Here is a 26,669-nt window from a genome sequence, read left to right as displayed (position 1 = left end):
ATCTATTTTCCTCATCAAAACTCTTCAGAACTTTTTCAACTCCAACCATCATTTGCCGGTCTGCTCTGCATGAATTCCGCCCACATCCAGATTATACTCAGGCTGAGGCAGCTCTAATTCTTAATTATCCATCTCGTAAGAGCAATGTTGTCCTGTATGCAGAATAAAGTAATCTAACCCTCTTTTCTCGCATTCCATCATCACGGGGCTCATTTTGATCATCTCAGGGCGAGTGCCGGGGACTATTGCCATCATCCATTCACCTGTCAATTTTTATAAATAATATCCTATATTTATTAAGTAATCTTTTGTCTCGTTCAGAAATATCTCTGCTTTGTCTACCAGATCTTCAGCTTCGTCCCTGTTTGGCATAGTTATAACTTCATAGTCTCCTTTCTGTCTTTCCCTGAATCCTTTAACGAGATATTTATGAAGCTCCTCTGAAAGTAACCCCTCTTTAACAAACTCTTTACCAAAGTAAGCAATAACGGCAGAGTGTTTTGAAAATCTTAAATCCTTTGTTAAGAGTAAAGCCTCGGTACAGTAAAACATAGCGTAGTACGCTCTCGAAACCCCAAAATCATAATCTCCGGAACGCAGCAAGCTTTTTGCTGCCCTGAGACTCCTTTCAGCTTTTATTATTAAGGCTCTTATTTCCCTTTCGTATTTCTTCATATTCTGATACCCTCTTCTTTGACATTTAAGAGAAAAGGTGTGCTGTACTCTTCAAATATCTTCAGTGGATAAATTATGCATGAAATTGCGATATCGTCCTTTAAAGAATATTCAGCTACCAGCTCATCAATTTTTTCATTCTCATCTTTGCTTAACTCATCTCTAACCAGAATTAAAACATCCACATCAGAGTATTCAGAAAAATCTTCTCTTGAGTAGGAGCCAAACAAAATCATATCAGCGAATTTGTCTCCCAGCGCATCAGTAACATCGACTTTGAGCTCCTTTAAAATTTCCCTGATTTTCTCTCTCCCAATACCTCTCACTCCTGCCATATTGCTCATACTACTGCACCACCATTAAATTTGTCTCCTCTTGCTGGATCTTCACATCCCGCTATCTCAACAATCCTCTCCCCAGCCCCACCATCACCAACCCCAGCTGTTTTCTCTGTTCAGGCTTGTTTGTTGAATGGAAGGCGTCATACAACCACTTCAATGGATACAGCAGTAGTGGTAGCTTCGGAAATCCTTAGCCCTTCCTTTTTCAAACCCTCTATATGAAAGGCTATTGCTTCCTTCATTCTTTCAATCGTCTCTTCCACAGTTTGTCCAGTGGCAATACATCAATACATCCGGGCAGTAAGCTGAATAATTATTTTCAGCTTTTTCAATGATTATCGTGTATTTAACTGCTGCGGGCGGGAAGTCCCTTTCGTAGGGGGATGAGAGCCAGCAAGCTATTTGTACTGTATTCTCTATGCTTTCTGTCGCTACCGAAAGGTAGCCTAGGGATGGGACAGTCCGAAGTCAAGCCCGTGGAGAGGGAACCTCTGCCTAGGTCGGCTGAAAGAGCTACCGATGATGGTAAGTTCTCTCTGGGAAGCGGGAAGCTCCTTGAGTAAGCAAGGGGTAGTTCACACATCCTCCCTCACCTCCTTTAAACCAGCTTGTTTCATGCCATTTAAGTTCCCTTTGCGACATCATCATTTCACGACTCTGGTTTGCTTTATCTGGAAGGGATCAAACAGAGGAAACCTTTTGTGTTTTGTCAGTCAAGTGGGCGTAGATGATACTCGAGCACCTTATATACTCAACAGCCATCGCCATCGTGTTCGGCATGCTCTATCGGAGGGCGACGGGAAGGGAACACTCTTGGCTCATCGTGGCGAGCGCCTACGCCCCAGATGCCGATGTGTTCGCGGATGCGCTGCTCAGGAAGGTTGGCATCACGGTGCTCGTGCTGGGTCAGCCCATAGGGCACGGAGACTTTCACAACATAGCGGTGCTCGCGGTGTATGCGACTGCAGCAGCGTTTCTGCTTCACCCCTTTGGAATAAAGTTCAGAGACTCCTTCGTGTTCGCTGGCGTCGGGTTTGGTGCCCACCTGTTCGAGGACGCGCTCATCATCAACAGGTGCCGCTATCTCTGGCCACTCTCCATGGAGAGGCTCAACATCGGGCTCATGGATTACCACCACACCCTGTACGGCATAGCAGACCCCCACGTGCTCAAGATAGGGCTCGTGCTCCTATTGGGCGCTGCAGTGCTGAGAACGCTCGTGGATGGAAGGGGATGGGTCGGGATGATGCTCCCCTATACCACATCCACCCACAGGTGAAGCGAGCGGTACACCTCGCCATTCCGATAGAGCAGAAGCTCCAGCCTCTGCTTTCCCCTGTGGGTGGGAGAAAACGCGATGGACTTCTCCCATTTTTTGCCGTCCTCGAGAGGGACGCTCTCGGTGTGCACCACCACACCATCCAGGCGCACCACCAGCCGATATGTGATGGGGGCGTGCTCATGGTTCACGATGCCCACAATCACCGTGCCCTTTTCCCCGACCATGAGGTGCGTGGGATAGTCGGCAGCCTTTCCCCTCTCGCCCAGCATGTAGAACTCGGTGAAGGGCTCTCCCGGAGGAGGAAACAGGGCGATGTATATAGTGGCGAGCACCGCAAGGATGAGGGCGAGAAGGAGCACGAGGGAGAGCACCCTTCGGCATCCAGAGCCCCGCGTCGAGCACTCACGCCCCTCTCCTCCCATATCTGCCTCACGCATCAGTCGTACTCACGCCACGTGTAGCCGCACTTGGTGCATCTGAAAAAGCGGGTCTCGCTCTCGTCAGCGCTTCTGAGCTGCCGCAGCCACCAGTAGGCGGTGTCGTTGCCACACTCCGGGCAGTGTGCCTTTGTGGTGGGAAGCCCAGCCTCCTCCTGCTCCTCGAGCACGGTGATGTCCCTTGCCTGCATCCTGCTGGTGAACACCATTGTCCCGTCCTGAGGCTTTTCCTGCTCGAACCCGCACTTTCTGCACCGCAGCACGCTGCCAGAGGGTATCATGATGCTCCTGCACTTGGGACAAAAATGCATGCCTTCACCGCCACACCACTATGAACTCCACTACTTAACTCTGTCGCATCAGCCTGGCATCGGACTAATCTCTCCCACCACTCAACATCCTACGGCGACTTGGTATACTCCCGAAGCACCACCGTGGCATAGCAGCCCTTGGGCAGTGTGAGGTGGAGCACCACACCCTCATCGTCCACGCACAACCGTGAGGGCAGAGAGGTGGCGACCTCCCTCAGCGTGCCTGCAGGGGATAGCTCGGAGAGATGTGGAAGGGAGAACATCTCGGGCTCTATGCGCTCATCATCGAGCACCCTTCGGGCGTACTCTGGCAGAGCCTCCACATCGGTGTCGTAGCCCACGATGGGCAGAGCCACACGAGCCCTGCCGTGCCGCACGAGCCTCGCCGCCATGTCCAGCGTGCCCTCGTCCACACGCTGTGCCCTCTCTCCAACGAGCACCCACTCCCCCACCTGTGGCTCCCGCAGGGACAGCCCGAGCCTCAGGCGCTCGGAGAGCATGCGGTTGAACAGGTACGACTGAAGGGCGTGCACGAACATCCTCTGAAGATTGATGGGCAGCGCCCTCATCGCATCCTCAGCCGTGCCAGAGATGAGCTTGTCGAGCATCGCCCGCTCGTAGCGAAGGTGTCTTGGAAAGCTCCTGAGCGCCTCCCTTACTGCATCTGCGGTTAGCCCAGAGCGGTACGCCTCCCACAGCCGCTCCCTTGCGGTGCGGGTGTCCTCTGGCTCCTGCTCAAAGGGCATCCCGATGTAGCACATCACCGCCCCCTCCACATCCCCACGCACGAGCAGCCTTCCCACCTCGTGGGTGATGGGACGCACCGTGCCAAACCGCTGCATCCCAAAGAAGTTGGGAGCACCCCCGAGCCTCTGGAGCTGCTCGTGGATGAGGGAGAGCCTCTCCTCACACTCCTCCCCCGATACGCTAACGTCCCTCACCCTTATCACGAACGCATTGCCCGCAAGGTCGCCAAGCCCCACGTCCCGCTGGGAGTAGCCCACGAACCTCAGGGAGACGTCCCTTATGCGAAGGGGCTCAACGTCCTCCCAGCGCACGCCGTATATGCTCATGAGCTGGATGGTGCGGGCACGCTTGTCCTTGGTGCCAGCAAACCCTATGCGTCGGTAGCTGATGTGCAGCCTCCTTGCAATCTCCCTCACGAGCTGGTGTGTGTCCCAGTCGGTCTTCTCCACCTCCACCAGGAGATACCTGCCCTCATCGCTCAGGCGGGGCTCGTACAGCTCCCTCACCACGAAGTCCTCGCATCTCGCCTTGAGCACCCCGCCAATGCCATCCGCATCCGAGCCGTACACCTCCATGCCGCACGCCCTCTCTGCGGCATGGGGGCTCTCCCGCACCATGGAAAGGCACATAAGCGGGGGTGCGTATTAACGTTTGGATGCACACTGACGTCGTGGTGGTGGGAGCGGGACCCGCTGGGTGCATGGCTGCAAAAAAGCTCGCAGAGGGAGGGGCAGAGGTGCTGCTGTGCGAGGAGCACAGGAGCGTGGGTTTTCCAGTGCAGTGCACCGGGCTCTTGAGCCAGAGGGCTCTCGATGAGTGCGAGGTGTCGGATGCGTGCATCGTGCGCCCACTGAAGCGTGCCCGCATATACGCCCCCTCTGGGGGGTGCCTTTGCATAGGGGACGAGCGCACGAGGGCGTACTGTGTGGACAGGCGCATTCTGGATGGCGAGATGGCGAGGAATGCTGTGCGTGCTGGTGCACGGTTGCTGCTTGGAGCACACATCAGGGCGGTGCGCCCGCACTACGAGGGGGTGGTGGTGGAGGGCGTGTACGATGGGAAGCCCCTCTCGCTCGATGCGAGGGTGTGCATCGTGGCAGAGGGGGTGGGAGGGCGCATCACCCGCTCCCTCGGGCTTGGCGGGGTGAAAAAGGTGCTCTCTGGCGTGCAGCTCGAGGTGCCCTACTCCCCTCCAGACGAGGAGGGTGTGGAGTTGTTTCTTGGGGGGTGGGCGCCGGGGCTGTTCGGATGGGCGGTGCCCTCCCATGGCGGACAGGCCCGCATCGGGCTTGCGATGGAGCCGGGGCTCTCCCAGACGAGTCCACACGAGCACCTCATGCGCATGATGCGAGAGCACCCCGCCCTGAAAGAGCATCTCGCATCCCCCCACACCTCCCTAGGGTTCGTGCTCGGGGGCATCCCCATGGGCACGCCTGAGCGCACGAGTGCGGACGGCGTGATGGTGGTCGGGGATGCTGCAGGGCACGTGAAGCCCACCACTGGCGGAGGCGTGTACATGGGGGTGAGGTGCGCCAAGATGGCGGCAGAGGTGGCACTCATGGCACTCGATGATGGAGACACCTCGGCAGGGACGCTCGCTGCATACGACCGTGCGTGGAGGGGAGAGGTGGGAAAGGAGCTCTCCGTGGGGCTCAGGCTTCAGGAGTTCTTTAGCGGGCTCTCGGATGGACAGCTCGATGAGATTGTGGCGGCGCTCGCAAAGCCAGAGGTGGTGCACGTAATCAACGAGCACGGGGACATGGAGAAACCAATCGAGCTTGCGAGGAGAATAGCCTCGAAGCTGGGCATGTCCATGCTCCCAATTCTAAAGGCGCTGTTGTTCAGATAGCTATATATACTCAAACATGGAGCAGGGCAGATGCTGCCAATCACAGCAGGAGGCGAACCATGGGCAAGAAGAAGGGCTCAGGCAAGTCAAAGTGAGATGTGCTCACGGGCTGGAGTCTCTCCAGCCCCATTTTTGCCCATGCTTCCCACCCTCCCATCTTACTTTGTTATACCGTCTGGTAGAGTGCGCCCATGGGACAGTGCCTCACGCACTCGAGACACTCGATGCACCGCCCAGCACTCACCCTCGGAAGCGAGTGCCCATCCTGAGTGATGGCGCCCATCGGACACCTTGCAACCATGGGGCACCTGTGGTTCTGCGGACATCGGTTCGGGTCCACCCTTATCATGCCCACACCCCTATCGCACCACATATATATACTTTTGCATGCTTTACAAAAAACCCCACAAAACACTTTGCGAGAGCGCCTTTTTTGGAGGTCTATGTCGCCCCCTGCTTTTCACCCCCATGCCGTGCAGGATCTATGAGGGCATAGAACGCATCCCAGTCCAGCGTGGTGGCAACACATCCGTCCCTCTGGAGCAGCAGCCCCACAGCGGTGAGCCCTGCTCCATGGCACAGCTCCAGCCCCTCCCTCACCTCCATGATGCACCCCACGCCCAGTATCGCCTCTGGCTCGTACTTCCTGATGAGCCGCTTGATGGCGCTCGAGCCCGGCAGTATGAACACCCTGTATCCCAGCTCCTCAGCCCTCTGCTTTGCCCTTCCGATTGGGCACCGCCCGCAGTTCACGCACGCTATTCCCTCTGGCGTGAGCGGAGCTGGGCACTCCACAGAGCGCAGGCACTGGGGAAGCAGTATCATGCGCCTTTCTGGGGGCGTCGCATAGAAGCGCTCGAGCATCACCCTGTTCTTGAGCTCCACCGCCACCCTGTCCACGCTCTCTGGGTCCATGCGAAAGAACGTGAACACCGCCTTGATGATGCCGCCCATCACCGAGATGCTCCACAGGATGAACCTCGGAAGGTAGTACCTGTCCCGCCTGAACGAGTATGCCATGAGCGCTGCGGTGAAGAGCGCCACCACGATGATGACGGCGAGCAGCACGAGTACGGCTATGCCAAGGTACACCAGCCCCTCGCCCATGAGCCGATAGAACTCGTCCGAGAGCTCGAGCGGTGCGAGTGTGTGCATGTGCTCGCCTATTAGGGGTGGAGCATGAAAAAGCTACCGCCCGAGGGATAGCGAGGGATAGATGTGCACGAGTATAGGACGCCTCACACCGAGTAGAGGACGCCTCACACTTGCACCCCTCGACCCCTCGCAACATTTATTAAGCAGCAGTGGGCGGTATATGACGGGTGCTGTGGTGGCGGGTGCTGAGGTGGCCCAGTGGTAAGGCGCAAGCCTGGAGAGCTTGTGGGGCTTTTGCCCCTCGGGAGTTCGAATCTCCCCCTCAGCGCTCATACCTATCGCACACGAGCCTGCCCCCAACCCCCACGTTCTCGGGTGAGCTCTCCTTTATCAGGACGATAATCGCCTGCTCTGGAAGCCCGTACGCCCTTGCGGCAGCACGTGTGAGCTCCTCAACGAGTGCTCTCTTCACCTCGATGTCCTCTATCGTGGGCCCGTCCACCGTGATTACCGGCATATCAATGAGTATGAAACGCACCACACTTAAAGCCTTGGGCTCAAGCCCGCAATCGATGGATATTTATGATGCCATGGATAGTGTCCCTCATGCATCTTGTGGCAATAGGGGTAGTGCACACCCCATATCGGGATGTGCGGGACGCCCCGCATCAGGGAGCACTCGCAGGGGAGGAGGGCGCCCTTGAGGTGTTCGAGCAGTACGCCGAGGGGCTCAAGGACATCGAGCAGTGCTCACACCTCATCGTGCTGTACTGGCAGCACAGGTCGAGAAGGGACGTGCTGCTCGCCACCCCTCCCCACGACAGAAGGGAGCACGGCGTGTTCGCCACCCGCTCACCCCATCGCCCAAACCCCATCGGGCTGTGCGTGGTAGAGCTTCTAAAGCGTGAGGGCACAACGCTCAGGGTGAGGGGGCTCGATGCGCTCGATGGCTCGCCCCTGATAGACATCAAGCCATACTCCGCAAGGGCGGACTGTGTGCCCCATGCCACCATTGGATGGCTCGAGGAGTAGCAGCGAAGTATGCAGCACAGCACCAGGCTCTACCTTGACACCAACCTGCAGATAATATTCGCCATCACGCTGATGGCGGTGCTCGGGGTGTCCAGCATCACCCCCGCCCTTCCCCGCATAGCAAAGGCTCTTGCTGTTTCATATGGGGAGATAGCGCTGCTCATCACGTGCTTCACCCTTCCGGGCGTGGTGCTCACACCGGTGCTGGGCGTGCTCGCCGACAGATACGGCAGAAAGACCGTGCTCATGCCCTCGCTCCTGCTGTTCGGCATCGCAGGCGGCATGTGTGCGCTATCCCAGAGCTTTGCGCAGCTTGTCGCACTGCGGCTCATGCAGGGTGTGGGTGCAGCCGCACTCGGCTCGCTCAACGTCACCATCATAGGTGACCTGTATGAGGGGAGGGAGCGCCTCAAGGCAATGGGATACAACGCCAGCGTGCTCAGCATGGGGACTGGGAGCTACCCGGCGATTGGCGGGCTGCTGGCGATGTTCGGATGGAGGTATCCCTTTATGCTCTCCCTCATCGGCGTGCCCGTGGGCATCGCTGCAATGCTCTGGCTGAAGAGCCCAGAGCCAAGGAGCACAGAGGCACTTGGAGACTATCTCAGGGGCGTGCGTGAAAGCATGAGCGCCGAGGTGCTCGGGCTGTTCGTGGTGAGTGTCGCCACGTTCATCATCCTGTATGGGGCATACCTGACGTTCTTCCCCATGCTGCTTGCGCACACCTTTCACCTCACCCCCATGATGATTGGTGCCCTGATGTCCAGCATGTCGTTCACGACCGCACTCACGTCCTCGCAGGTGGGGAGGCTGGCAAGTGGGCGCTCCCAGAGGGCGCTGGTGCTCATCGCCTTTCTGCTCTATGCCCTCTCCCTCACCCTCATCCCGCTCGTGCCCAGCCCCTGGCTCATGCTCATACCCACCCTTCTGCTCGGAGTGGGTCAGGGGCTGAACATCCCCAGCGTGCAGACGCTGCTCGCCGAGCTCGCGCCCATCGAGTACCGTGCGGCATTCATGTCGGTGAACGGAATGGTGCTGCGGCTGGGGCAGACGCTGGGGCCCGTGCTCACGGGCATGGTTGCAGCGGCGTGGGGCATACGTGCGCCGTTCTATGCGTGCTCCCTGCTCGCCCTCGGGATGGCACTGCTCATCGCAATGGTGATGAACGGCAGGGCTTAAAGCATGAAGAGCACACTCTCCCAATGATGATTCGTGCGGGCTCGCGTGTGCGCTGTGGCGGCAGCAGCCGCGGCATGGTCGGCATGGTGGTGCAGCACGGAGAGCACGCATACGCCATCACCGCCGCCCACGTGGTAAAGGGATGCACTCGCCCAATAGTGGTGGGGGATGGCACGCGCGCACGCGCCCATGCCGCGTGCTCGAGCTCGAGGCATACGATATCGCGCTTTTGGAGCTTCCCAGAGGCACCCGCATCCAGCCCACGAGGACCGCGCATGCGAGGTATGGAGAGGGGTACCTCATGGTAGGCAGGAAAAGTGTGCTCAAAGGGTGCAAGGGTGCTCATCACGAGCCCGGGAAGCACGCTTCACTACTTCGTGTGCATCGGAGAGATGCCAGCTCCGGGGGAGAGTGGCGCCCCTCTCCACGAGGGTGGTGGAGGAGGCGCTCGGAAGGTGTTAGCCCTGCTCAGCAACGCTCTCCTCTATCCACGAGAGATACCGCCTCTCACCAGAGACGGGCAGCACCAGAAGGGCGGGAAGCTCGTAGGGATGCATCTCGGAGAGAGCCCTCTCGATGTCCTCATATCTATCTGAGGTGGTCTTGATGAGCACCCCCACCTCCTCGCCCTCCTCCAGTGCGCCCTTCCACCAGTACATCGAGCTGATGGAAAGCATGTTCACGCACGCCGCCAGCCTTCTCTCCAGCAGCGTGCGTGCTATCGTCTTGGCGCTGTCCACGTCTGGACAGGTGGTGTACACCACGATGTGCCTACTCTGCCTCATACCAGCGGGCGTTCTCCACCGATGTGAGGGGTGTGATGGAAGAGGCAGCAAGGGGCAGCTTTCCGAACGTGAGCACCACGTCATCTGCCACGTGCTCCAGCCTGAACGGGTATCTGCCCTCGCCGTTATCAGTGCGCACGATGGCGAGGTTGCCCCTCTTGAGATGTGCCTCGCTCACCAGCTTCCTTCCCACCACCACGTACGCCTCCTCGCTGTCCCGCCACGTGAACGGGGTGTATGCGAGCACGAGCGCCCTCTCGGCGTTTGTGGCGGCTGGCACCTCGACCTCGGGATACTCGCCCCTCTCATAGGAGGGCACACTGTACTCGTCCACCTGCTCCGTGCCCGAGGCTGCGAGCACCCTCGCATGCGCATCCTCGAACGAGAGCTCCGAGCCACCACATGCCACGGCGAGCCTCGAGAGCGCTGTGAGCCCCTCGGTACCCTCGCCGCCAAGCTCGAGCAGCCTGCCCTCGTTGTTCACCACGATGCCTCGCTTCTGCCAGAACTGCTCTGGGGCTATCACCACGTGCGCAATGTCGCACATCGGGCTCCTGCGCGAGCTCACGTACACGAGCAGGTCGAGCTTCTCGAGTGCAGCCCTGACCCTCTCTGGCTGGGGCAGCGCCTCGAGCAGGTCCACCTCGTGCACCACGAGCCCCTTTATGCTGCCCTGCTCAACCTCCGAGATGAGCTGCTCAGGGCTCTTCTGTGCCGAAAGCTCATCTGGGGTCAGGAGCAGCATCATGCCGCTCACGTTGGCAAAGGGCTTTAGCAGCAGCAGCTTTGCGCCGATGGCTTTCGCGAGGTTGAGCGTGTGTGCGAGCATCGCCCCTTCAGTGAGGGGGTGCACGTCCGATATCACCACGGCATCCTCTGCTCCCTCGAGGCTCTCTCTGAGTCCTGCGAGCTGCTCCTGCCACGTGGAGGGCTTCAGCAGCACGAGCTCGTCCGCAAGCCCCCTCGGGTCGCGCCAGCCACAGAACACCACCTTCGCACCGTTCTGCTTTGCCCTGAGAATGCGGCGCAGGATGAGGGGGTACTGCTCGTGGGGGTCAACACCCACGAGCACCACCGTCTTGGCGCTCTCCACGTCCGCATACGCCGCACCAGTGGCTATCGAGGGGTATGCCTCCTTCGGCAGCCTGGAGAGCACGCCGAGCCCCATCTGGGGCACCGCTCCCCTCGCACGGGCGAGCTCTATGAGCGCCAGAAGCTCCTCGGACGGGGCTCCTCCAAAGCTCACGAACTCCACCGCATCCACCGGATCCAGCGAGGACAGCCTCTTGGATGCCTCCTCCACAGCCTCATCGAGCGCCACCTCCTTGCCGTCCACTCTGGAGGCATTGGGCGGGAAGTAGTAGCGAGCAAGCTGCACTCCGAACTTGCACAGCTTGCCCTCGTTCACCTCACACCCCTTGCGAAACTCCCGCACGACCCCGCACGGCTCGGCAGGCTGTATGTACAGCCCGCATCCAAAGTTGCACCCAGGACATACCGACTTCATTTACTCCACCTCGAAGAATGGGGGCTTCTCAAGCTTCATGCCAGCCACGTATCCCTTCTCCTCTTGGAACGGCAGCGAGTAGCGTGCCTGCAGCGTGCTCACCTTGATTTCGGCAGGGCACACATCGGTGCACATCCCGCACGCCACGCACGAGTCCATGATGTGCAGGAACCGAATCAGGTGGTAGAACTCGTGGTTGTGCGTCTCGAGCGAGGAGGGCATCGTGGTGCACTTGGAGTCCTCACCGCACGCACACACGGGACACACCTCCTTGCACGCATTGCACAGTATGCAGTGCCGAAGCGCCTCACGGTAGAACTCGAGCCTGTTCTCTATCGGCACGAAGATGCGCTCCCTCCACTTGGCAGAGAGGTCGAGCATCGCCTTCTCCACCTTCTTGCGTATCTCCTTGCTCTTGTCCGATGCCGGCTCCACCTGCACATACCCAGCGTCCACCGCCGTTGTGAGCAGCTGCACGCCCTTCTCGGTGCACACCTCCACGAACGTGGCTGCCCCGAGCTTGTCCTTGGGCACGCCCCAGTTGCCGCACGCCAAGTCTGCGTTGGTCGGAATCTTGACGATGCAGTACCTGCACGACTCCCTCCTTCCAAAGCCAGCCTCCTCGAGCTCGTCTATCTTCTTGGCGTGCTCCTGTCCGTCCCTCGTGGTGAATATCAGATTGCCCTTGGCAATCTCCTCGTGCACCACCTCGTCTGGGTCGATGCCGTACATCACCCGTATCATCTGGCGGGTGGGCACTGGGGGCAGCGTGCCTCCACAGTTGAGCCCGATGAGGTAGGTGTCATCGAGGTTGAACTGCTGGCGCAGCGCCATCTGGTACATGCCCCGTATGTCGCAGGGCTTGCCCACCGCTGCCACCTTCACCCCATAGGGTATCTTCTTGGACAGGGCAGCTGGCACGGCGTGCAGCGAGCCCGCAGAGGCGAGCACCTCCTCTGGGTCGCTCGTGAGCACTGGCTCGGCATCGTACGTGCTGTGCTTTTTGAGCACGAGCACCTTCTCCACCAGCCCCTTCTCGAGGGCTGCGGCGAGCGTGGCTACCACGAGCCCTCCAGAGCCCCCTCTCTTTCGCACGTCCTCGTCCACTGCCCATCCGATGTAGCACTCGCCCACGTTCATTCCACCACCTCGGGCTTGAGCGGGGAGGGTCCAAGCTTCTTGATGTCCTCGGTCGCCTGCTTAACAAACGAGGCGAACTTGTCGCCCTCGGACGCCGATATCCACTCGAGCTTGAGCCTCTCGGGCTCTATGCCGAACTCCTCCACCACACGCTTTAGAAACTCGTACCTCACCTTGGTCTTCTCGTTGCCATTGATGTAGTGGCAGTCTCCGATGTGGCAGCCCGTGACCAGCACGCCGTCCGCTCCCTCGAGGAAGGCGTCGAGCACGAACGTGGGGTCCACCCTGCCAGAGCACATCACCCTGATGATGCGGGTGGTGGGGGGCTGCTGGAACCTCGCCACCCCTGCCGTGTCCGAGCCTCCGTACGAGCACCAGTTGCAGCAGAACATGATTATCTTGGGCTCCCATTCCTCGCTCATCACTACTCACCTCCCTCTCTGAAGGCAAACGCAGCCCTCATCTGGTTGAGCAGCTCGTCGTTGGTAAAGTGCATCTGCTCGATTGCCCCGGGGTTGCACGCCGCCACGCACGTGCCACAGCCCGTGCACGCCGCCGGGTTGATGTACGCACGCCTCACGACCTGCACCACGCCGCACGTCTCCACCTCCACGTCCTCAAGCGAGATGGCAGAGTACGGGCACATGGGCACGCACACACCACACCCGATGCACCTGTCCTGATTCACCTTCGAGACGATTGCCTCGGTCTCGAGGTGGGGCTTGCCGAGCACAGTTGCCGCCCTCGCTGCGGCACCAGAGCCCTGCGATATGCTCTCTGCGATGTTCTTCGGGCCCTGTGCGGCACCGCACAGGAACACGCCTGCAGTGGCAAAGTCCACTGGCCTCAGCTTCACGTGTGCCTCGAAGAAGAACCCGCTCACCACGTCTATCGGCACCTTGAACAGCAGCGAGGTCTTCTCGGCATCCTCTGGCGCCACGAGCGGTGTGGAGAGCACCACGACATCCGTGGGGATGCTGACCTCACGCCGGGCGAGGCGGTCGTACACCCTCACATGCCCATCCTCGACCTCTGGGGGCCTGTCTGCCTCGTACTTGATGAACACCACGCCGAGGTCTCGAGCCTCGTCGTACAGCCTCTCCGCCATGCCATAGGTGCGGATGTCCCGATACAGCACGTACACCTCGGTGTCTGGGCTCTGCCTCTTTATGCGGATGGCGTTCTTGATGGCGTACGTGCAGCACACCCTCGCACAGTATGTGCGCTCTGGCACCCTCGCACCAGCACACTGTATCATGGCAACGCTCTTTGCAGAGAACCCGCTGGCGAGCCTCTCCTCCAGCTCCTGCTGCGTGATGACGTTGGCGTACTTGCCATATCCGAACAGCCCCTGTGGCTTCAGCTCCACAGCTCCCGTGGCAACGATGGCTGCGCCGTACTCCACTGGAACGTCTCCACTGGGGGTGCGTATCACGCCCCTGAAGTTGCCCACGAAGCCCTCGTTCTCCACGAGCTCGGACTCGGTGTACACCGTGATCAGCTCGTGGTTCATCACACGCTCTATCATGGGGTCAAGGATGTCCCTCGGAGAGGAGCCGTCGTGCAGCTCGGTGAGATGTCTCACCAGCCCTCCAAGCTCCGCCTCCTTCTCAACGAGCACCACGGGGAAGCCCATGTCCGCAAGGTCGAGCGCCGCGGTCATGCCCGCAACGCCCCCGCCGAGCACGAGCGCCCGCTTCACGATGGGCACGTGCTCGCTGTACAGGGGCCTGTGCTTTACGGCCTTGGCGACCCCCATCCTGACGAGCTCCTTCGCCTTCTCGGTCGCCTTGTCCTTCTCCTTCATGTGCACCCACGAGGAGTGCTCCCTGATGTTCACGAACTCAAACAGGAAGGGGTTCAGGCCAGCCTCACGGCACGTGTTCTGGAACAGGGGCTCGTGCGTCCTCGGCGTGCACGCCGCCACCACCACACGGTTGAGGTTGTGCTCCTTGATTGCCTGCTTGATGACCTCCTGTGTGTCCGAGGAGCACGTGTACTTGTTGTCTATCGCATACACCACATAGGGTAGCGTCCTCGCGTACTCCGCGACCGCGGGCACGTCCACCACGCCCCCTATGTTGAGACCGCAGTGGCACACGAACACGCCCACCCTCGGCTCCTCGCCGCTCACGTCCTTCTCTGGCGGAAGCTCCTTCTCGGTGACCATGGTGCCCCGTGCCTCTGCGAGCAGCGCCTCTGCCTTGGCTGCGGCTCCAGATGCCTGCGCCACGGTGTCCGGGATGTCCTTGGGACCAGAGGCTGCACCGAGCACGTACACGCCCTCGCGCGATGTGTTCACTGGCGCCACGGTGGACGTCTTCACGTGCCCGAACTCGTCCAGCTCGATGCCAAGTGCCTTCGCGAGCTCCCTGAGAGAGGGGTTGGTGTCCAGACCAACGGAGAGCACCACCATGTCGAGGTCCATCGTCTTTACGCCCCCAGCATCGTGGTCCTCGTACACCACGTACAGCGAGCCGTCCTCCCGCACGTTCACCCCGCTGGGTCTGGAGTCTATGTACTTGATTCCGTAGTCCCGCTGGGCACGCTGGTAGAACTCCTCAAAGTTCTTGCCGAACACCCTGACATCGATGTTGAATATGTATATCTCGAGGTTGGGGTCGTGCTCCACCGCTATCATGGACTCCTTGGTGGCGTACGCACAGCACACGCTCGAGCAGAAGGGCCTTCCCTCCTCTGGGTTCTTCGACCTCGACCCTATGCACTGGATGATGCCTATGCGCTTGGGCGGCTTGCCATCAGAGCCCCGCACCACGTGCCCTCCAGTGGGGCCAGAGGCGTTCAGCAGCCGCTCGAACTGCATCGAGGTTATCACATCTGGGTGCTCTGGATGGTACTGTGCGAGGTGCGAGGGGTCATAGGGCTCGAACCCCGTGGCTATGATGACCGCGCCCACGTCCAGCACTATCTCCTTGTCCTTGTCCTCGTAGTTCACCGCCTTTGGACCGCACACCTTGGCACAGTTGCCGCACTTGCCCTTCGTGAGGTACAGGCACTTTGTCGCATCGATGCGCGCCACCCTCGGTATAGCCTGCGGGAACGGGATGTATATTGCCTTGCGCTTTGCGAGCCCCTCCTCGAACTCGGCGTCCACCTTCACGGGGCACTTCTCCATGCACAGCCCGCACCCAGTGCACTTCGTCTCGTCCACGTAGCGTGCTTTTTTAAGCACCTTGAGCTTGAAGTGTCCAGCCTCCCCCTTGAGCCCCTTCACCTCAGAGAACGTGAGCAGCTCGATGTTGGGATGTCTGCTCGCCTCCACCATCTTGGGCGAGAGGATGCATATCGAGCAGTCGTTGGTGGGGAACGTCTTGTCGAGCTGTGCCATCACGCCCCCTATGGACACGTCGGACTCGATGAGGTACACCTTGTAGCCGCTGTCCGCAAGGTCGAGCGACGCCTGAATTCCGCCTATGCCGCCGCCGATAACCGCAACAGCACCCACCTTCTCGGTCATCTTATAGCCTCCCAAACATTCTTTGCAGAGACGATGTTCTTGCCCATGGCCACATCCACCGGGTCCATGCCGAACGCCAGCCCCATGAGCTGCGTGAGGTACAGCACAGGCATGCGATACCTCTCACCAAAATGACTCTCTATCCTGCCCTGCTGAGCATCGAGCATCGTGTGGCACATGGGGCACACCACGCTTATGCAGTCCGCCCCCCTGTCCTTCGCCTCCTTGAGAACAGCCCTCGTGAGCGCAAACGAGGTCTCCATGTCGCCCATGAGGGTGGAGCCCCCACAGCACTTGACCTTGTGGGAGAAGTCCTCTATCACCTCTGCTCCAAGCGCCTTCAGCACTTCGTCCATCGAGGTGGGGTTGACGGGGTTGTCGAACTGGCATATCACCGAGGGCCTGACCACGAGGCATCCGTAGTATGGCGCTACCTTGAGTCCCTCGAGCGGGCGCTTTACCTCATGGCCTATCCTCTCCAGACCCACGTCGTTCACGAGCACGTCGAGCAGGTGCCTTATCCTCACCTTCGCCTCATAGGAGAGCCCAGCGCTCTCCAGCGACCTCCTTATTATCTTCCCCACCTTCGTGTCGTTGACGATTTCGTGCTGTGCCTTTCTCAGGTTGTTGAAGCATATGTTGCACGGCACCACGCAGTCCATGTCCCCCATGCCCTCGGCTATCGCTGCGTTTCGTGCAGAGAGGGACAGAGCGAGCGCCTTTTCCGAGGTGGTCTCGAGCGCTCCACAGCAGTTCCAGTCCGCTATCTCCCTGAGCTCCACGCCAAGGCGCTTGCACACGTTCACGCACGACTTGTTGTACTCTGCCTCCGTGCCCTCGAGCGTGCATCCCGGATAGTACGAGTACGCCCTCATCTTGTCGCCTCCTCAACCGCCCGGTGTATTGCCTTTATCTGCTCTGTGCCCTTTATGTCGTGGGGCAGGGGGTGAAGCTTGCCCTTGAAGAACATCTTCATCCCCACTGGGGCATAGTCCAGAAGCCCCCGCAGGCCCCCTGTCTTGAGAATGTGCATCATGAACACCATTGACTCGTACACCCTGCCATGCTTTATGATGGACTCAGTGAAGGACTCCTCGAACTCTGGGAGCCTCGTGTCGAGCTTGATGCCGCCCCTCTTGCCCTCCCGTGCTGCGATGCTCTTCAGGGCGCCCATCACCTCGGTCACCCTCACGTTCTGGGGACAGTACTCGTAGCACGAGTGACACTGCACACAGTACCACAGGGCTGGGTCAGAGAGCACCTGCTCCCTCATTCCCAGCAGCACCTCGTGGATGAACCTCCTCGGGTTGTATGCAGGGTTTATCTCAGAGACTGGACAGCTGACGGTGCACCCCGTGCAGCTAAAACACATCCGTATCTCCTCACCACCAGGCTCGTTCATCACCTCGTACTTGAAATTTGGGTCGAGTTCCGCTACTTCCATCCCATCACCCGTCCAAGTGCACACCCACGCTGTGGGGGTTGCTATTCGCTTTTGTAAAGCTCTACCTAAACAGAGGGGAGTATTATTAAAAGGTTTGCACTATTGCAGGTGCACCCACTCTTCCGTGGATGCCCCAGAGGCACTGTCGATTGGCAAGATTGAGGTCAGCACGTCAGAGCCTGGACTATATGTGTATCAGGTCGCTCACCGTGTCTATGCCAAAAAAGCACCTCTCCTCCTCAACGGGCACGTACCGCACGCTCAAGCCAGAGAGCGCATCGAGCACGCTTCCCCCTCCCCTTCTCAAAAGAAGCTCGCACGCCGCAAGCACACTCTCCCTGCGATACAGGGCGTGCAGCGTCTGCCTTTTTCCGCAGACGGGTATCACCGCATCCACCCCTTCCCTTCTGGCATAGAGCGCATCGAGCACCTCCCTCGAAACAAAGGGCATGTCGCACCCGCACACCGCCGCCCACTCACGTGTGCACGCCGCAAGTCCGCTCGCCATACCTCCGACAGGACCCATGCCCTCCACCGAGTCGAGCACCACCTGCACGTCCATGTCCGAAAGCACACGCTCGACGTCCCGTGCGGTGCCACTCGATGCACACACCACAGCCCGTCCTCCGAGCCTTCGCACCACCCTTCGCACGAGGGGCTCCCCCTCGACGATGAGCAGGTGCTTGGGACGCCCCAGCCTCGTGGACCTGCCGCCCGCGAGCACCAGCACGTCGTACATCACAGCATCGCCTGTATAATGCTCACGATGTCCTGCCCGTAGTATGCCACCGAGAGCATGTTGAGCACCGCTCCGAGCACGATGCCCGTTATCAGCCCAGCGACCACCCGCACGTACGCTATGAACAGGAGCGCCACCACCACCGAGACGAGCAGCCACATCGCAGATGGGGCACCGAGCGTCTGTAGCACCGTGAGCGAGGATGCCAGCATGTCCACCAGCGTGGATATGGCGGAGATGCCGAACACCACGCCTATCACCACACCTATGAGCGTTATCACAATGTCCCGTGCCATGTTCTCAGCAAAACTATATCTAAAGGGTATATCTATGTAGCGCTCATCATGAGGCTCATCTCCGACATTTCAGAGCTGGACTTTCAGACGCTGGGGCTCGTGGCAGGTCTGGAGATACACCAGCAGCTCGACTCCAAGGAGAAGCTGTTCTGCAGAAGCCCCACCACCTTACGGGACACCGATGAAGCGTGCTACGAGTTCTTCCGATACCTTCGGCCAGCACGAAGCGAGATGGGGGAGGTGGACGCCGCAGCCCTCATCGAGGCTGTGCACACGAAGAGGCACGTGTACAAGGGGTACGACACCACGTGCCTCGTGGAGAGCGACGAGGAGCCTCCGACCACCCTCAATGAGGAGGCGCTGGACATCGCCCTGCTGATTGCGAAGATGCTCAACGTGCACATCATAGAGCAGGTGCACACCATGCGCAAGACGGTGATAGATGGCTCCAACACCTCGGGCTTTCAGCGCACCGCCCTCATAGGCACGGACGGGCACATACCCTCCTCACAGGGGGAGGTGGGCATAAGCGTGCTGTGCCTCGAGGAGGAGGCGTGCCAGAAGGTGGAGGACAGGGGCGACGAGGTGGTGTGGTCCCTCGACCGCCTCGGGATACCGCTGGTGGAGATTGGCACAAAGCCAGACATCAAAAGCCCAGCACACGCCCGTGAGGTGGCACGCTACATCGGCATGCTGCTGCGCTCCACTGGGCGGGTGAAGCGGGGCATAGGCACGATACGGCAGGATGTGAACGTGTCCATAAGAGGGGGTGCGCGCATCGAAATCAAGGGGGTGCAGGAGCTATCCCTCGTGGAGGCGAGCGTGGCATACGAGGCGATGCGGCAGGTGAACTTGCTTCGGATACGAGATGAGCTCGTGAGGCGGGGGGCGCACGTGGGAGAGCCGCGCGACATCACTCCCCTCCTCAGGGACACCAAAAGCCGAGTGATACGCCGTGCCATCGATGAGGGAGGTGTGGTGTATGCGTGCACGCTCTACGGCTTTGGAGGGCTCGTTGGCGCAGAGATTCAGCCGAACAGGAGGCTTGGAAGCGAGCTCTCCGACTATGCCAAGAAGGCTGGCGTCGGGGGCATATTCCACACGGACGAGCTTCCCGCATACGGCATCACGCAGGAAGAGGTGGACACCATCATGAGGGAGATGGGCGCATCCAGCGAGGACTGCGTGGTGCTCGTGGCGCACGAGCAGAGGCGGGCACGGGCAGCGATGGAGCAGGTGGCAATGCGGGCGCGGATGTGCCTTGAGGGCGTGCCCAACGAGACCAGACGGGCGCTTCCCAACGGCACATCGGCGTACATGCGGCCGCTTCCGGGCTCTGCCCGCATGTATCCCGAAACAGACGTACCTCCTGTGGTGATAGACCCCGCGCGCATTAAGGCAATCGAGATACCAGAGCTGCTCGATGATAAGGTGGAGCGCCTTGCGAGCGAGTATGGCATCGCGAGGGACGTGGCGTCCCACATCGTGTACTCCGACATGGCTGAGCTGTTCGAGTCCCTCGTGGAGCAGGGCGCCCCGCCCTCCCTCGTGGCTGGCACGCTCACGTCCACCCTGACCGACCTCAGAAGGGAGGGGGTGCCAGTGCACGCCCTCACCGAAGAGCACATACGGGACGCCATCATGCTGTACGCCAAGGGCGAGCTCGCCAAGGAGGGCATCCCAGAGGTGCTCTCCGAGATGGCACACGAACCCCAGCTCACCGCACGGGACGCCATGAAGAGGCGCGGGCTTTCTGGCGTGGACGTGCATGACGTGCAGAAGCTCATCGAGCGGGTGGTGGCAGAGCGCATGGAGTTCGTGAGAGAGCGTGGCATGGGTGCGGTGGGACCCCTGATGGGTGTGGTGATGGGCGAGCTTCGTGGAAAGGTGGACGGCAAGAGAGTGAGCGCCATGCTCTCCGAGAAAATACGGCAGACGCTGGATGAGGCATGAGAGCACCACACGTGCCAAGGGCAGACGAGCTCATCGACAAGGCGTTTCGAAGGGCAGCAAGGGCGAGGAGGGGAAAGCCCAGACGCACCCCAGCGGACAGAAAGAGGGCAGAAGAGGCGTTCATCATGACCGCCTCCAGCATCCTTGCGGACAACCTCAAAAGCCTGCCACGGCGCTTTCCCTCGCTCACCGCGATGCACCCGCTGTATCGTGAGCTCATAGACATCCACGTGGGCGTGGACGATGTGCGCCGTGCGCTGGGCTCTCTCGACTGGGCTGCTCGGGAGATTGCCGCCCTCCGAAAAGAGGCGCTGAGGGAGCTTCGGCAGGGCAGAGAGCCCAATGCCGTGAGAAGGAAGGCCTCTGGACGCATGGTCTCGGTGGTGAGGCAGGTCAGGGGGAACCTCGAGCTGCTGGAGCGCACGAGGGAGTTTCTTGACGGGCTGCCAGAGCTGCAGGATGCACCCACCATAGTGGTGGCGGGCTTTCCCAACGTCGGCAAGTCCAGCTTCGTGGCTGCGGTGTCCTCTGCGACACCGGAGGTCGCCCCATATCCCTTCACCACCAAGGGCATAACGGTGGGACATGTGGAGCATGAGAAGGGGCGCATCCAGCTGGTGGACATCCCCGGGCTGCTGGACAGAGAGAGGATGAGCACGATAGAGCGCACTGCCGAGGCAGTGCTCTCGTGCACTGGGGACGTGGTGCTGTTCATGGTGGACAGCACCGAGACGTGCGGCTATGCCCTCTCCGACCAGCTCGCCCTGCTCGAGCGCATCCGCCTCACAAAAAAGCCCGTGCTGGTGGCTGCAAGCAAGCGGGACCACCCCCTGTTCAGGAGTGTGAAGGAGGCAGACATCGAGGTCTCGGTGCACGACCAGAAGAGCCTGCATGCGGCAATCGAGAGGCTGGTGGAGATGATGAGAGAGGAGGACTCACATCCCTCACGTACGCGATAGCACCACGAGCTCTGGTGCCAGTGCATGGCCGCTGGGCATCTCCACGAGATGGAGCGCTACCTCCCCTCTCCCACATCCTCCTGTTCCTACGTGAGCGACCCCGAGGAAGCGGATGGCACACATCAATGGAGGGAGTGAGAGACACATCGAGATATACATGGCAACGCAGTGCCCACATGCTGAGATACACCGCCAACATATGCGAGGTGCACAGGCAGACTCGTCACGGTCGGCATAAGGTTAAAGTATAGGTGAGCGATGCGCTCCCGCTCGGAGAGCACAAGCGCTGCATATACGAGTGTGTGCGGGAGAGCGTGTACTACGGCATGCCCAAGCGGGAGCTCTGCCGTGCCTTCGGACGTGTTCGGGCTCGCTCCAGACGATGCGTGTGGCATGCTGGAGGAGCTCAAGGATGCCCTTGGCATGTACTGTCCAGATGGAGAGCACCTCAGGAGAGTGGGATGAGGGTTAACTCTCTTTGGCTACCCACCTATCCACCCATTTTATGAGAATCTCAGGAAAATCTTGTCTTTTTACAGCATTCGGAATTATTTTTATCTCTTCAAACTCCATGTCTGTCTTAAATGTTTCTCCACGTCCCACAACAATGACCCCAAAATGGGCATTCAAAAACTTCAGTGCTCCATAAAACTTTAACACATCTTCCCACCCAACATCTTTCATCTTGCACTCTATTATGCCGAGCACTCCTCCATCGTCCATTATCATGCAGTCTATCTCAGTTAGGACATAGGACGCCTCTTCAGGTGTGATTTCCTTTGCAGATTTGGGCACTGTATGTGGTTTCTTTCGAACGCTTACATTGGGGAGAACGTTCAGCTGCTTTAAGTGCTTTTTTAAGAGTGTGTACACCCACACCTCCAACATCTTACCAATATACTCTGGTTTTATCCATAACTCATACAAATCATCAGAAATTTTATAAAAAATCCCACGAGTCTCATGTGGATTTCCATTGTCATCTTTTCCAAGCACCAAATGAAGTTTGCCGTTCACCTCATCAATATAGGTTTGAGGCTCAAAAATCCCGATATCAACCGCCTTATTACATACGTCCTCCAGATTTCTGCTGAGTTTCTCTTGAAATACGGCGTTAGCCCCCTGAAGCATCCCAGCAAAAAAGTCCAGAGTGTCATGCCCAGAGTTTTGTAGATACACTGCTGGAAAAATTTGTTTCGAGCTCACAAATGTGTGGAAATCACGGTGCTCCTTAAAAAGGTCTGAAAATGTATTCCCAACAAAAAACTCTCTAAGTGGTATATCATCGTCCAGCCTGCTAACGAGCTCTAAGATGCACTGCTCCAGCTTCATTGAGGGGCCAACAATACCCACATACGAATCATTGAGCGGTATCTGGAATGTATTTGCTGTAGACATATGCCAATATTGCACTGAGAGGCGCTTCACTGAGCGTCTTCAAAATTTGGATGCTTTCATCACTTATTTCAGCACGCTCTCTCTCAGCTTCTGCTTTACCTCTCTCGGATAGCCTATAGGTATACCTAATGTAATCCCCTATCTCTTCAACGTCCTCTACTATGTAGCCTTGTGAGAGCAAACGCTCAATCGCCCTTGTCAGCTCCACCGAGTACGGGCCATAGTAATGTATTGAGAAGTCAAAAAGCTGAGGCAGCCCAAGCTCCTCTTGCCCTAGAAAAATCATTTTTTGAAATCGAGTGCGCCCCTCTATCTTTCCGACGTGCTTTAGTATCGTCAATAGGTAGCGCTCCCTTTCCCCTATCATACTCTCTATCTTCAACACCATCGCACCCTCTCCCTATGAAAAGGGTTCTCTTCGCATCCTTCTTCCAAGACTACCCAATAGAGTACCGATAGTTTGTTTGACAGGTAGATAGTTAAAGTTTACTATGTGGTGATGTGGCGGTCGCTTAGCCCTTAGGAAATACGTACAACCCTCCTCACCACCCTCCCAGCCTCCTCCATCCCTCCATCGAGATACACCGCCCCGATGAGAGCCTCGAGGCACTCTGAGAGCACGTGGTGGGAGTGCTCCCATATACCGCTCGCCCTCTCCCCAGCACCAAACCGCACGTAGCGCTCGAGCCCCATCTCCCTTGCTATGCGGTTCAGGCTCTCACGATACACCGCCCTTGCCCTTCGCCTCGAAAGCTCCCCCTTGCTCTCCACTCCCTTCCGTATGAGCTCCTCGAGCACCACCACGTCCATCACCGCATCGCCCAGCGTGGCAAGTGCCTCCTGATGCTCCTCGTCGGACAGCCCGTGCTCCCTTGCATACGCCTTTCTCGTAAGTGCCCTTGTGAGCAGCCTTCCGTCCCTGAACTCATACCCCAGCACCCTCTCGAGCTCGTGCATGTGTGGAAGAGCGGGGACGATGTATAAAAGCTACTCGTCCACCACACGGCCGTCCACCATCCGCACCACCCTCGAGCATCCCCGTGCGAGCCTCTCGCTGTGCGTTGCCAGAAGGAACGTGTATCCCCTCCTGTTCAGCTCGTGCATGAGCTCCACCACCACAGAGGCAGAGGCTGTGTCGAGGCTGCCCGTGGGCTCGTCTGCGAGCACCACCTCTGGCTCGTTCATGAGCGCACGTGCGATTGCCACCCGCTGGCTCTCACCACCCGATAGCTCTGCGGGCCTGTGGTGCATCCTGGGGGAGAGCCCAACCTCCTCGAGCAGCCACTGTGCCCGCATCGATGCCTCCCTCTGCCCCATGCCCGCAATGAGGGCTGGCACCATCACGTTCTCGAGGGCACTGAACTCGGGCAGCAGGTTGTGGTGCTGGAACACGAACCCCATCGTGGTGCACCGAAGATGTGCGAGCGCATCGTCGTTCAGCGTGGAGGTGTCCACCCCACGAATGTACACCTCCCCCTCGGTGGGCCTGTCCAGACAGCCCAGTATGTTGAGCAGCGTGCTCTTTCCACACCCAGAGGGTCCCATGATGGCGACCATCTCCCCCCTCTGCACCACGAGGTCAAGCCCCTTGAGCACGTGCGTGCTCGCACCATTCGTGTACACCTTGTGCAGCCCCACGGCCCGCACTATCTCACTCATACCGCAGCGCCTCCACCGGGTCGAGCCTGCCCGCCCTTGTCGCTGGATACACCCCAGCCACCACGGTGATTGCGAGCACGAACAGGTCGATGAGCACCACGTCCCGCAGCCTAAGTGCGACGGGCAGTGTGCTCACCATGTAGATATCGCTGGGCACGGTGATGTGATAGAGCGATACTGCATGGGAGAGCAGCACGCCAATGGGCGTGCCAATCGCCATCCCGAAGAGTGCGAGCAGCACGCTCTCCAGCAGGAATATGTTGCGTATGTGCCCTCCCGTGGCTCCCATCGCCTTGAGCATGCCCACGTCCCTGGTCTTTTCGAACACCATCATGAGCAGCGAGTTTGCGATGCCGAGCGCCACGATGACCATGATGAACACCGAGAACAGTGCCATGAATGTGCCCTCCATCTCTATCGTCCTGAATATGTCGGCGCTCATCTCTATCCAGCTCTTGGCAGCATAGCCCGTGTCGTGGCGTATGCGCTCTGCCACCCCCTGTGCGGCATGGATGTCGTATGTGCGCAGCTCGAGGCTCGTTATCACGTCCCCAGTGTGAAACAGCCTCTGGGCACCCCCGAGGGACATCAGCACGAGCACCTCGTCCTCTGGCGTGCCTGTGTCCACTATGCCCACCACCTTGAGCTGGGCGCGTGCTCCAGAGGGCACGAGCAGCGTGATGTCCCTTCCCACGTCCACCTCGAGGTGCTGGGCGAGGGCATCCCCCAGTATAACCGAGTGCTCCGAGGATATGGCATATATGGTGCCCTCCCGCATCTTCTCCTCATAGGGCAGCACGCCCACCGCACGTGGAGGGTCTATCCCCTTCACGGACACCCCCCTGCTGTTGTGCTTGTATGTGGCAACTGCCTGCTGGAGCAGCACGGGAGATGCCTCGCTTACACCCTCGATGCCCAGCACATAGCGCTCCAGCCCATGGTACAGGTGGATGTACTCCTCGTCTGGCTTGGGCAGCACCACCACGCTCGGTGAGCTCTCCACCGTGAGGTCTATTATTTCCTCTGTGAAGCCCACCATCATGGCGTTCATCACGATGAATATCGCGAGCCCAGCCGCTATCGCCACCGCCGAGAGGGCGCTCTGGCGCCTTCTTGTGGTGATGTGCCGAAGTGCGATGAACAGCTCTGGCCTCGTAGGCTACGACCTCCTGAGCAGCAGGGCGATTAGCACCCCAAGGGCTGTGAGAAGGACGCCCATGCCATCCGATGCTGGGGTGGCTGGGGGCGGGGAGGGGCGTGCCCTCTGCTCCACCTCGAGCACGCCCTCAAAGCGGTCGAGCTCCTCGCCATGGGAGAGGATGCGCACCACAACACCATACCTTCCGGGGGATAGGCGCTCGCTCCACATCACGTCCACAGAGTCGGAGCCCAGCGTGATGTAGGGGCATGGGGTGCTCTCCCGCACCGTGCGGGTGGCATTGCTCACCTCTGCCTCCACGAGCGCATCGAGGGGCACCATGCTCCTTCCCTGCACCGTGATGCTCACGCCGTCCTCGTCCGCATACACCTCTGATATCTCGGCATCCATCCTCGCCGTGAAGGGCACGATGTACGATGCCATGATGCCCTCGCCATGGGCGCTCACCCTCATCCTCGCCGCATACTCTCTGCCATCGGCGAGCACCGACCTCCATCGATGGTGCACCACCGTGGGCTGCGCCACTGGGATGGAGGTGTTGGTGTGCTGCTCAACGGGCTCGTACACCCCGTCATGCCCAACGAGCAGCTGGAACGTGATGTCCACGAGACGCATCTCGGTGGAGGTGGGGGAGAGCACCAGCGTGCACCCCTCGGAGGATGCAAAGGTGCTGGACACCCTGAAGCCAGAGAGCACTGGCCTTCGCACGCTAAATGGGTAGCTCACACTCGTCCCATTGGCATCGAGCACGAGCACATATGAGCCCTGCTCCAGCGGGCGCCACGTGAGCACCCTGTGCGCCACCCCGCCAGCCATCGGAATTGTGCGGGCCATCACCACATCCCCGTCCTCATCGAGCACGGTGGCGCGCACGCTGGTGCTCTCCTGTGCCGTGAGCGTGAACTCCGCCCAGCCATCGCCAGCATGCACGTCGGATATCGAAAGGGGCGAGGTGGCAAGGCTCAGCACCAGAACGAGAGGCAGAAGCCCGTGAATGCTATCACCCACCGAACATTTCGTGGGCTGGTTTAATACGTTTTGGTGGGGCTGCTGGGATGGGAGCTGTGCACTGTCGACCCGCACCCGCACATTTTGGCAAAGAGGAGAGGAGTGCGCCGAACGGGATTCGAACCCGTGCTGTTGGCTTGGAAGGCCAAAGTCATGCCACTAGACCATCGGCGCTCACACCGTGCGAGTGCCCCTC

Annotated in this window: 32 protein-coding genes and 2 tRNA genes; 9 read left to right on the top strand and 25 right to left on the bottom strand. The window is 59.3% G+C overall.

Annotation, left to right across the window (positions count from 1 at the left end; all coding sequences use genetic code 11):
* Positions 1–273: 273 nt before the first annotated feature.
* The 3 genes from BP07_RS07985 to BP07_RS09105 form a co-directional block, all read right to left on the bottom strand.
* Positions 274–675 carry a HEPN domain-containing protein gene (locus BP07_RS07985; protein ID WP_042687730.1) on the bottom strand — a complete coding sequence of 134 codons (402 nt, stop codon included), beginning with the start codon at positions 673–675 and terminating at the stop codon, positions 274–276.
* Positions 672–1,019 carry a nucleotidyltransferase domain-containing protein gene (locus BP07_RS07980; protein ID WP_211247083.1) on the bottom strand — a complete coding sequence of 116 codons (348 nt, stop codon included), beginning with the start codon at positions 1,017–1,019 and terminating at the stop codon, positions 672–674. Before BP07_RS07980 ends, BP07_RS07985 begins: the two co-directional genes overlap by 4 nt.
* Before the next feature lie 137 nt (positions 1,020–1,156).
* Positions 1,157–1,279 carry a type II toxin-antitoxin system HicB family antitoxin gene (locus tag BP07_RS09105; protein WP_245597088.1) on the bottom strand — a complete coding sequence of 41 codons (123 nt, stop codon included), beginning with the start codon at positions 1,277–1,279 and terminating at the stop codon, positions 1,157–1,159.
* A 464-nt stretch (positions 1,280–1,743) separates the two neighbouring features.
* Between BP07_RS09105 and BP07_RS07970 the strand changes: the two genes are divergently transcribed.
* On the top strand, positions 1,744–2,295 hold the full coding sequence (locus BP07_RS07970) for a metal-dependent hydrolase (protein WP_042687725.1): 552 nt from the start codon (positions 1,744–1,746) through the stop codon (positions 2,293–2,295).
* On the opposite strand, the gene BP07_RS07965 is transcribed toward BP07_RS07970, so the two are convergent.
* The 3 genes from BP07_RS07965 to truD form a co-directional block, all read right to left on the bottom strand.
* Positions 2,271–2,735, bottom strand: coding sequence for a DUF1616 domain-containing protein (locus BP07_RS07965; RefSeq protein ID WP_084174185.1), 465 nt, complete (start codon positions 2,733–2,735; stop codon positions 2,271–2,273). The two genes, BP07_RS07970 and BP07_RS07965, sit on opposite strands and share 25 nt — an antisense overlap.
* Complete coding sequence (locus BP07_RS07960; RefSeq protein WP_042687722.1) at positions 2,735–3,046, bottom strand: transcription factor S; 312 nt, start codon at positions 3,044–3,046, stop codon at positions 2,735–2,737. The genes BP07_RS07965 and BP07_RS07960 overlap by 1 nt, the downstream gene beginning before the upstream one ends.
* An 89-nt stretch (positions 3,047–3,135) precedes the next feature.
* Positions 3,136–4,410: a tRNA pseudouridine(13) synthase TruD gene (truD, locus tag BP07_RS07955; protein WP_042687721.1), complete on the bottom strand. Its 1,275-nt coding sequence runs from the start codon at positions 4,408–4,410 to the stop codon at positions 3,136–3,138.
* Between the two features lie 38 nt (positions 4,411–4,448).
* Here truD and BP07_RS07950 point away from each other — a divergent pair, with 38 nt between their 5' ends.
* On the top strand, positions 4,449–5,642 hold the full coding sequence (locus BP07_RS07950; RefSeq protein ID WP_042687713.1) for a geranylgeranyl reductase family protein: 1,194 nt from the start codon (positions 4,449–4,451) through the stop codon (positions 5,640–5,642).
* Between the two features lie 166 nt (positions 5,643–5,808).
* Here BP07_RS07950 and BP07_RS07945 read toward each other — a convergent pair whose 3' ends face one another.
* Both BP07_RS07945 and BP07_RS07940 read right to left on the bottom strand, forming a co-directional pair.
* Positions 5,809–5,991 (bottom strand): 4Fe-4S binding protein, encoded by a 183-nt coding sequence (locus BP07_RS07945; protein WP_042687711.1) that lies wholly within the window; start codon positions 5,989–5,991, stop codon positions 5,809–5,811.
* Between the two features lie 92 nt (positions 5,992–6,083).
* Complete coding sequence (locus tag BP07_RS07940; RefSeq protein ID WP_042687708.1) at positions 6,084–6,797, bottom strand: DUF116 domain-containing protein; 714 nt, start codon at positions 6,795–6,797, stop codon at positions 6,084–6,086.
* 184 nt (positions 6,798–6,981) lie between these two features.
* Between BP07_RS07940 and BP07_RS07935 the strand changes: the two genes are divergently transcribed.
* Positions 6,982–7,065 (top strand) — tRNA-Ser (locus BP07_RS07935).
* Here the strand turns inward: BP07_RS07935 and dmpI are convergent.
* Positions 7,060–7,254 (bottom strand): 4-oxalocrotonate tautomerase DmpI, encoded by a 195-nt coding sequence (gene dmpI / locus BP07_RS08495; protein ID WP_052353372.1) that lies wholly within the window; start codon positions 7,252–7,254, stop codon positions 7,060–7,062. The two genes, BP07_RS07935 and dmpI, sit on opposite strands and share 6 nt — an antisense overlap.
* 65 nt (positions 7,255–7,319) lie before the next feature.
* Here dmpI and tsaA point away from each other — a divergent pair, with 65 nt between their 5' ends.
* From tsaA to BP07_RS07920, 3 genes are read left to right on the top strand one after another with little or no spacing between them, the layout of a single operon-like run.
* Positions 7,320–7,769: a tRNA (N6-threonylcarbamoyladenosine(37)-N6)-methyltransferase TrmO gene (gene tsaA / locus BP07_RS07930; protein ID WP_245597087.1), complete on the top strand. Its 450-nt coding sequence runs from the start codon at positions 7,320–7,322 to the stop codon at positions 7,767–7,769.
* Positions 7,770–7,778: 9 nt separating this feature from the next.
* The gene (locus BP07_RS07925) at positions 7,779–8,948 is read left to right on the top strand and encodes an MFS transporter (protein WP_042687705.1); all 1,170 of its coding nucleotides are present in this window, start codon (positions 7,779–7,781) and stop codon (positions 8,946–8,948) included.
* 23 nt (positions 8,949–8,971) lie between these two features.
* Positions 8,972–9,256, top strand: a complete 285-nt coding sequence (locus BP07_RS07920; RefSeq protein WP_042687703.1) for a hypothetical protein — start codon at positions 8,972–8,974, stop codon at positions 9,254–9,256.
* Positions 9,257–9,406: 150 nt separating this feature from the next.
* On the opposite strand, the gene cutA is transcribed toward BP07_RS07920, so the two are convergent.
* From cutA to BP07_RS07875, 9 genes are all read right to left on the bottom strand, one after another.
* Entirely contained in the window at positions 9,407–9,733 is a 327-nt protein-coding gene (gene cutA, locus BP07_RS07915) for a divalent-cation tolerance protein CutA (RefSeq protein WP_042687695.1), read from the bottom strand.
* Complete coding sequence (locus tag BP07_RS07910) at positions 9,720–11,240, bottom strand: molybdopterin-dependent oxidoreductase (RefSeq protein ID WP_042687692.1); 1,521 nt, start codon at positions 11,238–11,240, stop codon at positions 9,720–9,722. The genes cutA and BP07_RS07910 overlap by 14 nt, the downstream gene beginning before the upstream one ends.
* Positions 11,241–12,380 carry a Coenzyme F420 hydrogenase/dehydrogenase, beta subunit C-terminal domain gene (locus tag BP07_RS07905; RefSeq protein WP_042687690.1) on the bottom strand — a complete coding sequence of 380 codons (1,140 nt, stop codon included), beginning with the start codon at positions 12,378–12,380 and terminating at the stop codon, positions 11,241–11,243. It abuts the gene before it with no gap.
* On the bottom strand, positions 12,377–12,802 hold the full coding sequence (locus BP07_RS07900; protein ID WP_042687688.1) for a hydrogenase iron-sulfur subunit: 426 nt from the start codon (positions 12,800–12,802) through the stop codon (positions 12,377–12,379). Before BP07_RS07900 ends, BP07_RS07905 begins: the two co-directional genes overlap by 4 nt.
* A 2-nt stretch (positions 12,803–12,804) precedes the next feature.
* Complete coding sequence (locus BP07_RS07895) at positions 12,805–15,858, bottom strand: CoB--CoM heterodisulfide reductase iron-sulfur subunit A family protein (protein WP_042687686.1); 3,054 nt, start codon at positions 15,856–15,858, stop codon at positions 12,805–12,807.
* Positions 15,855–16,733: a CoB--CoM heterodisulfide reductase iron-sulfur subunit B family protein gene (locus BP07_RS07890; protein ID WP_042687684.1), complete on the bottom strand. Its 879-nt coding sequence runs from the start codon at positions 16,731–16,733 to the stop codon at positions 15,855–15,857. Before BP07_RS07890 ends, BP07_RS07895 begins: the two co-directional genes overlap by 4 nt.
* Positions 16,730–17,302: a 4Fe-4S dicluster domain-containing protein gene (locus tag BP07_RS08490; protein ID WP_052353361.1), complete on the bottom strand. Its 573-nt coding sequence runs from the start codon at positions 17,300–17,302 to the stop codon at positions 16,730–16,732. The genes BP07_RS07890 and BP07_RS08490 overlap by 4 nt, the downstream gene beginning before the upstream one ends.
* A gap of 184 nt (positions 17,303–17,486) precedes the next feature.
* Positions 17,487–18,041 (bottom strand): molybdenum cofactor guanylyltransferase, encoded by a 555-nt coding sequence (mobA, locus tag BP07_RS07880; RefSeq protein ID WP_052353360.1) that lies wholly within the window; start codon positions 18,039–18,041, stop codon positions 17,487–17,489.
* Positions 18,041–18,337 carry a hypothetical protein gene (locus BP07_RS07875; RefSeq protein WP_042687683.1) on the bottom strand — a complete coding sequence of 99 codons (297 nt, stop codon included), beginning with the start codon at positions 18,335–18,337 and terminating at the stop codon, positions 18,041–18,043. Before BP07_RS07875 ends, mobA begins: the two co-directional genes overlap by 1 nt.
* Before the next feature lie 48 nt (positions 18,338–18,385).
* Between BP07_RS07875 and gatE the strand changes: the two genes are divergently transcribed.
* From gatE to BP07_RS07860, 3 genes are all read left to right on the top strand, one after another.
* Positions 18,386–20,290: a Glu-tRNA(Gln) amidotransferase subunit GatE gene (gene gatE / locus BP07_RS07870; protein WP_245597086.1), complete on the top strand. Its 1,905-nt coding sequence runs from the start codon at positions 18,386–18,388 to the stop codon at positions 20,288–20,290.
* Positions 20,287–21,249 carry an NOG1 family protein gene (locus BP07_RS07865; protein ID WP_042687681.1) on the top strand — a complete coding sequence of 321 codons (963 nt, stop codon included), beginning with the start codon at positions 20,287–20,289 and terminating at the stop codon, positions 21,247–21,249. Before gatE ends, BP07_RS07865 begins: the two co-directional genes overlap by 4 nt.
* Before the next feature lie 258 nt (positions 21,250–21,507).
* Positions 21,508–21,714 carry a hypothetical protein gene (locus BP07_RS07860; RefSeq protein ID WP_042687679.1) on the top strand — a complete coding sequence of 69 codons (207 nt, stop codon included), beginning with the start codon at positions 21,508–21,510 and terminating at the stop codon, positions 21,712–21,714.
* Positions 21,715–21,717: 3 nt separating this feature from the next.
* Here BP07_RS07860 and BP07_RS07855 read toward each other — a convergent pair whose 3' ends face one another.
* The 7 genes from BP07_RS07855 to BP07_RS07825 all read right to left on the bottom strand — a co-directional run bounded on the left by BP07_RS07855 (position 21,718) and on the right by BP07_RS07825 (position 26,647).
* Positions 21,718–22,602 carry a hypothetical protein gene (locus tag BP07_RS07855; protein ID WP_157203159.1) on the bottom strand — a complete coding sequence of 295 codons (885 nt, stop codon included), beginning with the start codon at positions 22,600–22,602 and terminating at the stop codon, positions 21,718–21,720.
* Positions 22,603–22,609: 7 nt separating this feature from the next.
* On the bottom strand, positions 22,610–23,035 hold the full coding sequence (locus BP07_RS08485) for a hypothetical protein (RefSeq protein WP_052353359.1): 426 nt from the start codon (positions 23,033–23,035) through the stop codon (positions 22,610–22,612).
* A gap of 131 nt (positions 23,036–23,166) precedes the next feature.
* On the bottom strand, positions 23,167–23,604 hold the full coding sequence (locus BP07_RS07845; RefSeq protein ID WP_042687672.1) for a ribonuclease III domain-containing protein: 438 nt from the start codon (positions 23,602–23,604) through the stop codon (positions 23,167–23,169).
* A gap of 30 nt (positions 23,605–23,634) precedes the next feature.
* Complete coding sequence (locus BP07_RS07840) at positions 23,635–24,306, bottom strand: ABC transporter ATP-binding protein (protein WP_042687669.1); 672 nt, start codon at positions 24,304–24,306, stop codon at positions 23,635–23,637.
* Positions 24,299–25,429, bottom strand: coding sequence for an ABC transporter permease (locus BP07_RS07835; protein ID WP_276624023.1), 1,131 nt, complete (start codon positions 25,427–25,429; stop codon positions 24,299–24,301). The genes BP07_RS07840 and BP07_RS07835 overlap by 8 nt, the downstream gene beginning before the upstream one ends.
* A 36-nt stretch (positions 25,430–25,465) precedes the next feature.
* Positions 25,466–26,473, bottom strand: coding sequence for a hypothetical protein (locus BP07_RS07830; protein ID WP_042687663.1), 1,008 nt, complete (start codon positions 26,471–26,473; stop codon positions 25,466–25,468).
* A 103-nt stretch (positions 26,474–26,576) separates the two neighbouring features.
* Positions 26,577–26,647, bottom strand: a tRNA-Gly gene (locus tag BP07_RS07825).
* Between the last annotated feature and the right edge of the window lie 22 nt (positions 26,648–26,669).

It is taken from the genome of Methermicoccus shengliensis DSM 18856 (genome assembly GCF_000711905.1).
GTDB classification, from domain to species: domain Archaea; phylum Halobacteriota; class Methanosarcinia; order DSM-18856; family Methermicoccaceae; genus Methermicoccus; species Methermicoccus shengliensis.
The sequence above is the reverse complement of the archived record's forward strand: the minus strand, read 5'-3'. Positions and strand labels throughout refer to the sequence as shown.